At 38.0% G+C, this 534-nt stretch carries 1 protein-coding gene; it reads left to right on the top strand.

Annotated features, from left to right (window positions below; all coding sequences use genetic code 11):
• Nucleotides 1-5: 5 nt before the first annotated feature.
• Nucleotides 6-479 carry an IS200/IS605 family transposase gene (gene tnpA, locus NRIC_RS18850; RefSeq protein WP_146624269.1) on the top strand — a complete coding sequence of 158 codons (474 nt, stop codon included), beginning with the start codon at nt 6-8 and terminating at the stop codon, nt 477-479.
• The last annotated feature ends 55 nt before the right edge of the window (nt 480-534 follow it).

The following is a 534-nucleotide window of genomic DNA, read 5'->3' as shown; positions in this document are numbered from 1 at the left end:
TCCTTATGGAAAAGGACAAAGAAAGTTTATCACATAGTAAATGGAGATGTAAGTATCACATCGTGTTTGCCCCAAAATATCGGAGACAGATTATTTATGGGAAATACAGAGAAAGCATAGGCGAAATTATTCGCACGCTCTGTGAAAGAAAAGGAGTAGAGATCATTGAGGCAAATGCCTGTGCAGATCATATACATTTGCTTGTAAGTATTCCACCAAAGTTAAGTGTTTCGCAATTCATGGGCTATTTAAAAGGAAAAAGTAGCTTAATGATATTTGACCGTCATGCAGAGTTGAAATATCGCTATGGGAACCGAAAATTTTGGTGTCGTGGATACTATGTGGATACGGTTGGACGAAATAAGGAGAAGATAGCTGAGTATATTCGTAAACAAATAAAAGAAGATTATTCAGCAGATCAGCTTACGTTGTTCGAAGAAGTCGATCCGTTTACAGGAGCCAAAAACAAAAAGAGATAGAGTGAGATTCTTTTAGAATCAGCGAGTAAAAGTGGTGCGGGGGGAAGCTTTCAGA

It is taken from the genome of Enterococcus florum (genome assembly GCF_004309355.1).
GTDB lineage: Bacteria > Bacillota > Bacilli > Lactobacillales > Enterococcaceae > Enterococcus_A > Enterococcus_A florum.
Note: the sequence above shows the minus strand (reverse complement) of the source record. Positions and strands in the feature narration are given on the sequence as shown.